Below are 10217 nucleotides of genomic sequence, written 5' to 3'. Positions count from 1 at the left end.
CATCCACGCACGGTTCAGACGTACACACTGGACTTCAAGATGGTCAAGGACGGAGACATTGACGCCGGGCCTGACGGCTAATGCAACGGCGTTGCCTTCTCGTGGTGTAGCCGATCAACCGGCGGTCGTGTTGGTGGTGTTGGGTAGCGCGGGGGTGCTTTCGGGGCGCTCGGCTGGGTAAAGCTGGTCCATGCTTCCCTCGGGCAGGTAGCGGCGGGGGAAGGCGATCCATTCGTCGTGTAGTTCGAAGAGCACGGCGGTGACCAGTCGCAGGAGCGCGTCGTCGTTGGGGAAGACCTGGACGACGTCGGTGCGGCGCTTGACCTCGCGGTTGATCCGTTCCAGTGGGTTGGTGGACTGGATCTTCTTCCAATGTCGCTCGGGGAAGGCGGCGAAAGCGGTGAGGTCGTCCTTCGCTTCCAGCAGCATGTCTTTGACCTTGGGGAACTGCTTGCCGAGCATGTCGGCGACGGTGTCGAGCTGGGTGCGGACCGCGTCGGCGGTGGGCTGGGCGAAGATCGTGCGGATCGTGGCGGCGGCCATCTCGGCCGCTTCCTTGTTGATCACGCTGAACACGTTGCGCAGGAAGTGAACCCTGCAGCGCTGGTAGGCGGCCCCGAGCATGACCTTGCGGATGGCCTTGACCAGTCCCAGGTGGTGGTCGCCGATGACGAGCCGGACCCCGGTCAGACCGCGTTCGCGCAGGTGACGCAGGAACTCGGTCCAGAACACCTCGGTCTCGCTGTCACCGACCATCACGCCCAGGACCTCCCGGCCGCCGTCCTCGGTGATCCCGGTGGCGATCACCACGGCCCGGGACACGATCTGGTGCTCGACCCGCGCCTTGCAGTAGGTCGCGTCCAGATAGACGTAGGGGAAGCGGACGTGGTCCACAGGCCGGGCACGGAACGCGGTCAGCTGGCCGTCCAGGTCCTGGCAGATCCGCGAGACCTCGCTCTTGGAGATCCCGGTGTCCGCGCCGAGGGCCTTGACCAGGTCATCGACCGACCGAGTGGACACACCGTGGACGTAAGCCTCCATGATGACGGCGTAGAGGGCCTGGTCGATGCGGCGGCGCCGCTCCAGCAGCGCGGGGAAGAAGCTCCCCGACCGCAGCTTGGGGATCGCAAGGTCCAGATCGCCGGCCTGGGTGCTGAGCGTCTTGTCGCGGTGACCGTTGCGAAGCGCGGTGCGCGTCTCGGTGTGCTCGTTCCACTCCGCGCCGATCCGGGCCGTGGCCTCGGCCTCGATCAGCTCCTGGAGCATCCGCTCGGCCACATTGCGGACGAGTTCGAGCCCGTCCGCCGAACGTAATGACTCAAGCAGCCGGAGTAGGTCATGCTGAGACAGGGCCATCCTGCACCTCCCGCGTTGAACTGCCCGTTCACTACGGAGAGTTGCACGGTGGCCCACCCTGCGGCAGGGAACGAAAGCCCATCGGCACACGCCCCCGGCGCACTCCCTGACCTTGATCGGCTACACCACGACAAGGGACACCATCTCGTCGCCGCAGTGGCACCAACTGCCCATGAATGATGTGTGCTTCCGCCCGCAGGGCACCAATGGCGTTGGAAGGAAGGTGTCCCGCCTGCCAGAGCGACTCGTCCCAGTCGCCCGACAGGGCCGTGGAGACGGCCTCCCGCCAGCGTGGACTGCGCGCTACCGTCAGCGCTTTGCGGCAGAGGGAATCGGCACTGGCACTCCCGGCCTCCGGGTCGCTGGTGAGAGCCACAGCCAGTCCGCTCGTCGCGTTCCTGCAGCTCAGGGCATCAACCAGCTCTGGACGGTGATCGGCACAGCTATAGAGGCCCCTTGCCACGTCGCCTCATCCATACGGCTGCCCGTCCTCAAGCGGCTGTCACCTCTCGGTCCCGAGCGGCTCCGCGACCGGCGGAAACACAGAGCGGCAGACGAGTCGGGCTGTACGCCGGGTTCTGTACCCCGGTCCCTCGCGGGAGTCGGGGCGACGGCCATCCATCTAGGGCCGGTGTTGCCACCGGCCTCGTGCGGTCTACCCGGGGGCTTGGGCGGGCAGCCCTCGAACGTCCCCGCAGAGCGCCTTTTACAGCGCTCCTCTTGACCTTGCTCCGGGTGGGGTTTACCTAGCTGCCCAGGTCACCCTGGGCACTGGTGGTCTCTTACACCACCGTTTCACCCTTACCGAGGGTCGAGACCCCCGGCGGTTTGCTTTCTGTGGCACTGTCCCGCGAGTCGCCTCGGGTGGCCGTTAGCCACCACCCTGCCCTGTGGAGCCCGGACGTTCCTCGGGAAGCCCCCGTCAAGGGGACTCCACGCGGCCGTCCGCCCGGCTCGTCTGCCGTGTCGACCATGTTACCGGGCGGGTCGACCGCTTCGGTCCCATCGATCCCTTCGTTCCCTTCGGTGCCGAGGTCATCGTCGCCAGTACCGACCCTGTGAGGATCAGCGCGAAGGACACCGCGATCGTCGGGGTGAAGCTCTCGCCCAGGAACAGGGCGCCCGCCGCCACCGCCACCGCCGGGTTGACGTAGGTGATCACTGTGGAGCGGGTGGGGCCTATCTCCTTGATCAGTTCCAGGAAGGCGACGAACGCGACTGCCGTGCAGAGGATCCCCAGGGCCAGGAGGGAGAGGAGCGCGTTCGTCGAGGGCATGGCGGTGGGCCAGGTGGCTGCCGCCGCGGGGGCGTAGACCAGGGCCGCCAGTGTCAGGCAGGGGGCTATCAGCTGCAGTGTCGGGACGTCCTTGAGGCGGCGGGCCGCTATCAGGGGGGCGGTCGCGTAGCCGATGACCGTGAGCAGGACCTCGGCGAGGGAGCGGGCGTCGCCTCCCGTCAGGTGGGGGACCGTGAGCACGCCTACGCCGGCCAGGCCGATCAGGAGGCCCGCCACCCGGCGTACTCCCAGGTGCTCCCTGTCGCCGCCGAAGTAGCGCGCCGCCACCACACCCACGATCGGTACGCCCGCTATCAGCAGGCCCGCCGTCGAGCTGGAGAGGTGGCGTTCGGCGTCGGTGAGCGTGAACCAGGGGCCCATGATCTCTATGCACGCGAAGGCCAGCATCGGGCGCCAGTGGGTGCGGAGGGTGTCCAGGAGGCCGCCTTGGCGGATCGCCAGGGGGAGGAGGAGCAGGGCGCCCACCGCACAGCGGGCGAAGACCACTGTCGACGGGGACACCTCGTCCACCGCCACCTTGATCATCAGATAGGGGACACCCCAGATCACTCCCATGAGGGAGAACAGGAACCAGCCGCGTGCAGTCATGCGGAAAGCATCGGCCTCATGCCCGTGCCGCGTCTTGAACGCTGTTGCGGTACGCCGCCGGGGTCACCCCCAGCACCCGGCGGAACCAGCGGGTCAGATGGGCCTGGTCGGCGAAGCCCACCAGCGTCGCCACCTCCGCCGGGCGCAGGCCCGCCTCCAGGAGGCCACGGGCGCGAACCACCCGGTACTGGGCCAGCCAGGCGTACGGCGGGACGCCCATCGTCGTACGGAAGGCCCGCAGGAGTTGGTAGCGGGACAGGCCCAGGTCCGCGGCCAGGTCGGCGAGCGAGGGGGGAGCCGTGAGTTCGTCGGCCAGGCGGTCCCTGACCAGGAGGGCGACACCGCTCGCGCCGGGGATACGGTCCGGTGCCGGGCGCGCCGTCGAGTGGCGGCGGGACAGGGCCGTGAGCAGCCAGGGGAGGCGGGACTCGGCCTCCAGGGGGTCGGGGCAGACGGACAGGGCCGTGTGGGCGTGGCGGAAGGCCGCGGCCAGTTCGGGGTCGGCGACGACCGGGTCGCGGAAGTGGGGTGTGCCCGCGAGCAGGGTGCCGTCCGCCAGCAGGGACGGGGTCGCGTACAGGGCGCGGTAGGCGTAGCCGTCGGTCTGGGTGGCCGGGCCGCCCGTGTGCATCTCTCCTGGGGCCAGGACGACGATCGAACCGGGGCCGGTGCGGATGTGGCCGCCGCGGTAGTCGATCACCTCGGAGCCGCCGACGCAGACACCGATCGAGAACTCGGCGTGTTCGTGCGGGGCGTACACGTGCTTGTCGAAGCGGGCCGTCAGCATGTCGAGCGACGGGCCGCAGCGGCCCAGCCGCGCCCTCGTCCACCGTGCGTCCTCGGCCACTTTCGCACCCCCCTCGCGCCAGACTTCGCACCGCCTCGCGCCAAGAGTGCAACGCTCCCGGGCCCCGTTTCCATGCCGCGTCCGGGTCGGCCTACTGAGCCATCCGCTCCAGCGCGTCGAACGCCGCCTCCATCCGCTCCCGGTGGTCCTCGGCGAGTTCGGCGAACGGGTCGCCCGCGAGCTGGCGGCGCACGGAGACGACACACACCGAGCGGTACGCGGCGACCGTCACGGCCGCCACCAGCTCCGGGTCGGCGAGCCCGGCCTCGGCGAGCGCTCCGGCCAGCGCCAGTTCCACCGCGTCGAGGAGTACGGCGACCGGGTGGACGTCCTGACCGTGGCCTGCCCCGGGCGGCCGGAGGCGGCCGCGCTCCTCGTACGGCCCGACGGGTTCGTGGCCTGGGCGGCGGACAAGGGCGACGAGGACGGAAGCGGCCTCGGTGAAACGTGCAGTCGCTGGTTCACCGCCGTTTGACCCTGCCGCGACGTCAACGTCTGTACTGGTCCCATGCGGATCGGAGAACTCGCCGACGCCGTCGGCGTCACCACGCGCACGGTGCGGCACTACCACCAGCTGGGCCTGCTGCCCGAGCCCGAGCGGCTCAGCAATGGCTACCGGGACTACACGCTCCGGCACGCCGTCGTCCTCGCCCGGATCCGGCGGCTGACCGAGCTGGGGCTCGGGCTCGCCGAGGTGCGGGACGTCCTCGCGGACGACGCCGGCAAGGACCTCGTCGAGGTGCTCACCGAGCTCGACGAGGACCTCGCCCGGCAGGAGGCCGGGATCCAGGACCGGCGGCAACGGCTGCGGGCCCTGCTGGACGCGGGCGAACTGCCCGCCGAGGGGCCCGTCTCGCCGGAACTGGCGGCCCTGTTCGCGGAGACGGCCGGCCGGTTCGCCGGCTCCTCGATGGCCGCCAGGGACCGCGAGGTGTTCGCTCTGATGGACACGATGGCCGACCCGGCGGCCCGGGAACGGCTGATGTCCCTGGCCGGTGCCATGGCCGGGTCGCCGCAGGCCATGGCGCGCGCGAACGAGGCCTACGCGCTGCTCGACGCGCTCGCCGACGCGGACGCCGGTGACCCGCGGGTGGCCGAGGCCGCCCGGGTCCTGGCCGGCTGCATCCCCCGGGACGTGTTCCCCGACGGCGCCGTCGACCATGGGCACAGCTTTCTGCGAGCCCTCTACGCCAACCTCGCCCCGGCACAGGCAGCGGCGATCCGCCGGGCCCTGGACATCATCGGCGGAGAGCGGCCGTGAGGGCGGCGTACGCCGTGCTCCGGCACGAGGCGCGGCTGCTGGCGAGTCTGGTGCTGTGGGCCGCCCGGCGGACCAGCGGGACGGGGGTGCGCTTCGGATACGCCCGGGGTCAGGGCGCCATGCTCTTCGGGCTCGCGTTCGTGTGCGTGATCGAGACGATCGGCATGTCGGTACTGCTGCGCGGCTGGCCGGCCGTGCACCTCGTCGTCCTCGTCCTGGACGTCTACACGGTCCTCTTCGTCGTCGGCCTGCACGCCGCCGCCGTGGTCCACCCGCACCTGCTGACCCCGGACGCGCTGCACGTCCGGGGCGGTGTCCGGCTCGACCTGCGCATACCGCTGGACGCGATCACGGCCGTACGACGCGAGACGCGCTACCGGCACGAGAGGACGGCCGGCGAACTCGACGTACCCATCGGCTCCCAGACCTCGGTGACCCTCGAACTGGCCGGGCCCGTCGCCCACTTCGACCTGCTGGGCCGTCCGCGGGAAGTGAGCGTCGTCCGGTTCCACGCCGACGACGCCACCGACCTGGTACGACAGCTCACGCAGGCGCGAACCGCACCTTCGCCGTCCCCGGATCGGCCCGGACCAGCCGCACCCGCAGCCGCTCGCCCAGGGGCAGCGGGTCCCCGTCCTCGATCCGCCCTATGACGGCGGGCTCCTGCAACAGCACCCGCCCCACGGTCGGCCGGCGCTCCTCGACCTCCACCACGCAGCCGTCGAAGACCTCGCCCACGCGGTCCTTCAACAGCGCCGCCTCGACGACGTCGACGCACTCCCGTTCCACCGTGCCCGCACGCCGCGCGCCTTCGGCCATCTCCTTGGGGAGCGTGTCCAGCGCCATCAGCACCCAGTCGGGCGGCTCCTCGCCGGCGGCCGCCGCCAGGCACAGCTCCGAGGCGTAGCGGTCGGCCAGCCGGCGCAGCGGCGCGGTGCAGTGGGCGTAGGGGGCGGCGACGGCCGCGTGCGTGGTGATCGCGGGGAGGGCGCCGTCGCGGAAGACCGTGTAACCGGCGCCGCGCAGCAGGGTGGTGCACTCCTGGAGGAAGGCCGCGTGGCGCGGGCGGTGCGGGTTCAGGGAGCGGATCAGCGCGGCGTACGAGACATGGTGCGGCCAGTCGATGTGCAGCGCGTGCGCGGTACGGCGGAGACGGGCGACGGCGCCGTCGGGGGCGGCCGGGAGGGTGCGCAGGACGCCGGTGCCGTGGGCCAGCATCAGATCGGCCGCCGCCATGCCGGTGAGCAGGGAGATCTGGGCGTTCCAGGCGTCGGCGGGCAGCGGGGCGCGGTAGGTGAGCTCGTAGGTGTGGTCGTACTCGACGATCTCCTGCTCCGGCACGTTCAGGGAGATGCCGCCGCGCTCCACCTCCAGGCGTTCGCGGGCCTCGCCGATCTCCCTGAGCAGCGCGACGGGTTCCTCGGCGGTCCCCTCGTCGATCCGCTTCTGCACACCCGCGTAGTCCAGCTTGGCCCGGCTGCGGACGAGCGCCCTGCGGACGTCGGCGGTCAGCGTCCGTCCGTCTCCGTCCAGGTCGATGGTCCACAGGACGGCGGGGCAGGTCTGGCCGGGGAGCAGGCTGGCCGCGCCCTCGCTGAGGACGGTCGGGTGCAGCGGGACCTTCTGGTCCGGGAAGTAGAGCGTGTTGACGCGGTGGTGCGCCTCGGAGTCCAGCGCGCCGCCGGGTACGACGAAGGCGGCGACGTCGGCGATGGCGTACCGGACGCGGTAGCCGCCCTCGTGCCGGGACAGGTGCATCGCCTGGTCCAGGTCACGGGACGTGGGCGGGTCGACGGTGAAGAAGGGGATGTCGGTCGCGTCGTGACCGGGCACGGCCGGGTACCTGGCGGCGCTCTCGGCCTCCGCGAGCACCTCGGTCAGGAAGTTCTCCTGGATACCGAGGTCGGCCCGGAGCGCGGCGAGCGCGGCCCGGAGGGGGGCCTCTGGGGCGCCCTTCACACGGATGTGGCGGCGGGGCATAGGACGAGCGTAGTCACATCGGGCCGCTCCGGCGCCTTACGCTGGCGCGAGGCGTTGATGACGAACGCCGGTGACGAACGCCGTTGACCGGACGACGGTGCCGAACGCCGGCGATGAAGAGGAGTACGTGTGCTGGTCCTGCTGCCGCCCTCGGAAGGCAAGGCGTCCTCGGGCCGTGGCGCCCCGCTGAAGCCGGTGGGGCTGTCCCTGCCGGGGCTGGCGGACGCCCGCGAGGCCGTGCTCGCCGAACTGGTCGAGCTGTGTGCCGGTGACGAGGAGAAGGCGCGCGAGGTCCTCGGGCTGAGCGAGGGGCTGCGCGGCGAGGTCGCGAAGAACGCGGAGCTGCGGACGGCGGGCGCGCGTCCGGCCGGGGAGATCTACACGGGGGTGCTGTACGACGCCCTCGACCTGGCCTCCCTGGACACGGCCGCGAAGCGGCGGGCCGCGCGCTCGCTGCTGGTGTTCTCGGGTCTGTGGGGCGCGGTCCGGGTGACGGACCGGATCCCGTCGTACCGCTGCTCGATGGGGGTGCGGCTGCCGGGGCTGGGCGCGCTGGGCACGCACTGGCGGAAGCCGATGGCCGAGGCGCTGCCGGAGGCGGCCGGGTCCGGGCTGGTGCTGGACCTGCGGTCGGCGGCGTACGCGGCGGCGTGGAAGCCGAAGGGCGAGGTGGCCTCGCGGACGGCGACGGTACGGGTGCTGCACGCGCCGACGCGGAAGGTCGTCAGCCACTTCAACAAGGCGACGAAGGGGCGGATCGTGCGCAGTCTGCTGACCACTGGGGTGGTGCCGGCCGGTCCGGGTGAGCTGGTGGAGGCGTTGCGGGACCTGGGGTACGAGGTGGAGGCGACGGCGCCGGGGAAGGCGGGGCAGGGGTGGGCGCTGGATGTGCTGGTGACAGAGGTTCACTGAGAACATCCGACAAGGCGTTGCATCATATGCAATGCCCTTTGCGCATGCTGCACCGCGTGGGCAGGATGTTCGTCATGCCCACCTCCGTGCTGGACCTCGCGCCCGTCGTCCCCGTCGTCGTGATCGAGGACGCGGGCGACGCCGTACCGCTGGCCCGGGCGCTGGTGGCCGGCGGGCTGCCCGCGATCGAGGTGACGCTGCGGACCCCGGCCGCGCTCGACGCGATCCGGGCGATCGCCGGTGCGGTGCCGGACGCGGTGGTCGGGGCGGGGACGGTTCTGACACCGGAGCAGGTCACCGAGTGTGTGGCGGCCGGGGCGCGGTTCCTCGTCAGCCCGGGGTGGACGGACGGGCTGCTGACGGCGATGGTCGCGTCCGGGGTGCCGTTCCTGCCGGGGGTGTCGACCGTCTCGGAGGTCGTGGCGCTGCTCGAACGCGGGGTGCGGGAGATGAAGTTCTTCCCGGCGCAGGCGGCCGGCGGCACGGCCTATCTGAAGTCCCTCGCGGGTCCGCTCCCCCAGGCCCGCTTCTGCCCGACGGGAGGGATCGGGCCGGGCAACGCGCCGGAGTACCTCGCTCTGCCCAACGTCGGCTGCGTGGGCGGCACCTGGATGATCCCCGCGGATGCGGTGGCCGCCCGGGACTGGACCCGCGTCGAGTCGCTGGCCCGGGCGGCGGCGGGGCTCAGGAGTATCAGGGACGCAGGTGGGACGTGTCGTTGAAGAGCCGCACGCTCGCGTTGCCGTCGGCGTAGTACGCCACCGCCGACAGGGAGGCCGCCGACAGTTCCATGCGGAACAGGGACTCCGGCGGGGCGCCGAGGGCGAGCCGTACGAACGTCTTGATCGGCGTGACGTGAGTGACGAGCAGGACCGTGCGGCCCGCGTAGGCCGCGACCAGCTTCTCGCGGGTGGCCGCGATGCGCGTCGCGGTCTCGGCGAAGCTCTCGCCGCCGCCGGTGGGGTGGGCCTCCGGGTCGGCGAGCCAGGCGTTCAGGTCGTCCGGGTGGCGCTCGCGGACCTCGCCGAAGGTGAGGCCCTCCCAGGCGCCGAAGTCCGTCTCCTTGAGCCCCTCCTCGATCGTGACGTCGAGTCCGAGGCGGGTGGCGACGGCCGCGGCGGTCTGCCGGGTGCGGGTGAGGGGGGAGGCGAGGATCGTCTCGATCGTGCCGCGGCGGGCGAGGGCCTCGGCGACGCGCTGCGCCTGTTCCAGGCCGACTTCGGAGAGGGCGGGGTCGGTGCCGCCGCTGCCGGAGAAGCGTTTCTGGGGGGTGAGGGGGGTTTCGCCGTGGCGGAGGAGGACGAAGGTTGCCGGGGCGCCCATGTCGGGGGCCGAGCTCCAGCCGGGGCTCGCTACGGTGCGGGCGGCGCGGGTGTCGGCGGGTGCGTCGGCAGTCGTCACAGTGCCGGTGGGTGGGGGCTGGTCGCGCAGTTCCCCGCGCCCCTTACGGGGCGCTGTCGGTGCCGTCTGCTTCACGGACTCGCGTCCCTCACGGGGCGCTGCCGCTCGCGCGTCCAGTTCCGCCGTGGACGCCGCAGCCGACCACTGCTCGCCCCGCCCACCCGCGTCCATCGCCTCGTTCGCCAGTCTGTCCGCGTGTTTGTTCTGGGCCCTCGGGATCCACTCGTACGTCACCCGGTCCGCCGGGAAGACGCGGCCCGCCTCCAGGGCCAGTGGCTTCATGTCGGGGTGTTTGATCTTCCAGCGGCCCGACATCTGCTCGACGACCAGCTTGGAGTCCATGCGGACGTGGACCGCGGCGGCCGGGTCCAGGTCGTGGGCCGCGCGCAGGCCCGCCAGCAGGCCGCGGTACTCGGCGACGTTGTTGGTGACGACGCCGAGGTATTCGGCCGCCTCCGTCAGCGTCTCGCCGGTCGCCGCGTCGATGACCACCGCGCCGTAGCCGGCGGGACCCGGGTTGCCCCGGGAGCCGCCGTCCGCCTCGACGATGAACTCCCTTGCCACGTACGCCCCTT

Annotated in this window: 9 protein-coding genes, 1 other RNA gene and 2 pseudogenes; 5 read left to right on the top strand and 7 right to left on the bottom strand. The window is 71.7% G+C overall.

Translation table 11 applies throughout. The features are described 5' to 3' along the window. Positions 1–114: 114 nt before the first annotated feature. The 5 genes and pseudogenes from AB0D85_RS23605 to AB0D85_RS23585 form a co-directional block, all read right to left on the bottom strand. Positions 115–1356 (bottom strand): IS256 family transposase, encoded by a 1242-nt coding sequence (locus AB0D85_RS23605; protein ID WP_362323278.1) that lies wholly within the window; start codon positions 1354–1356, stop codon positions 115–117. A gap of 551 nt (positions 1357–1907) precedes the next feature. Beyond that, an RNA gene (gene rnpB, locus AB0D85_RS23600) (RNase P RNA component class A) lies at positions 1908–2313 on the bottom strand. 94 nt (positions 2314–2407) lie between these two features. Beyond that, positions 2408–3241: pseudogene (locus AB0D85_RS23595) on the bottom strand (DMT family transporter); the annotation flags it as partial. Between the two features lie 16 nt (positions 3242–3257). After that, on the bottom strand, positions 3258–4088 hold the full coding sequence (locus AB0D85_RS23590; protein WP_362323275.1) for an AraC family transcriptional regulator: 831 nt from the start codon (positions 4086–4088) through the stop codon (positions 3258–3260). 91 nt (positions 4089–4179) lie between these two features. Then, on the bottom strand, positions 4180–4386 hold the full coding sequence (locus AB0D85_RS23585; protein ID WP_362323330.1) for a hypothetical protein: 207 nt from the start codon (positions 4384–4386) through the stop codon (positions 4180–4182). A 12-nt stretch (positions 4387–4398) separates the two neighbouring features. Here AB0D85_RS23585 and AB0D85_RS23580 point away from each other — a divergent pair. From AB0D85_RS23580 to AB0D85_RS23570, 3 genes and pseudogenes are all read left to right on the top strand, one after another. Further along, positions 4399–4563 (top strand): annotated as a pseudogene (locus AB0D85_RS23580) (hypothetical protein); the annotation flags it as partial. A 33-nt stretch (positions 4564–4596) separates the two neighbouring features. Continuing rightward, on the top strand, positions 4597–5349 hold the full coding sequence (locus AB0D85_RS23575) for a MerR family transcriptional regulator (protein ID WP_362323273.1): 753 nt from the start codon (positions 4597–4599) through the stop codon (positions 5347–5349). After that, on the top strand, positions 5346–6002 hold the full coding sequence (locus tag AB0D85_RS23570; RefSeq protein WP_362323270.1) for a hypothetical protein: 657 nt from the start codon (positions 5346–5348) through the stop codon (positions 6000–6002). Before AB0D85_RS23575 ends, AB0D85_RS23570 begins: the two co-directional genes overlap by 4 nt. Here the strand turns inward: AB0D85_RS23570 and AB0D85_RS23565 are convergent. Beyond that, positions 5893–7329 carry an RNB domain-containing ribonuclease gene (locus tag AB0D85_RS23565; protein WP_362323267.1) on the bottom strand — a complete coding sequence of 479 codons (1437 nt, stop codon included), beginning with the start codon at positions 7327–7329 and terminating at the stop codon, positions 5893–5895. The two genes, AB0D85_RS23570 and AB0D85_RS23565, sit on opposite strands and share 110 nt — an antisense overlap. A gap of 129 nt (positions 7330–7458) precedes the next feature. On the opposite strand from AB0D85_RS23565, the gene yaaA reads away from it, so the two are divergent. Together yaaA and AB0D85_RS23555 are read left to right on the top strand one after the other, a co-directional pair. Continuing rightward, positions 7459–8241, top strand: coding sequence for a peroxide stress protein YaaA (yaaA, locus tag AB0D85_RS23560; protein ID WP_362323264.1), 783 nt, complete (start codon positions 7459–7461; stop codon positions 8239–8241). Between the two features lie 44 nt (positions 8242–8285). Further along, the gene (locus AB0D85_RS23555) at positions 8286–8963 is read left to right on the top strand and encodes a bifunctional 4-hydroxy-2-oxoglutarate aldolase/2-dehydro-3-deoxy-phosphogluconate aldolase (RefSeq protein ID WP_362323261.1); all 678 of its coding nucleotides are present in this window, start codon (positions 8286–8288) and stop codon (positions 8961–8963) included. Here AB0D85_RS23555 and AB0D85_RS23550 read toward each other — a convergent pair. Further along, the gene (locus AB0D85_RS23550) at positions 8935–10206 is read right to left on the bottom strand and encodes a bifunctional RNase H/acid phosphatase (protein WP_362323258.1); all 1272 of its coding nucleotides are present in this window, start codon (positions 10204–10206) and stop codon (positions 8935–8937) included. The two genes, AB0D85_RS23555 and AB0D85_RS23550, sit on opposite strands and share 29 nt — an antisense overlap. Positions 10207–10217: the final 11 nt, after the last annotated feature.

Source organism: Streptomyces sp. NPDC048277 (assembly GCF_040652235.1).
Taxonomy (GTDB): Bacteria; Actinomycetota; Actinomycetes; order Streptomycetales; family Streptomycetaceae; genus Streptomyces.
Note: the sequence above shows the minus strand (reverse complement) of the source record. Positions and strands in the feature narration are given on the sequence as shown.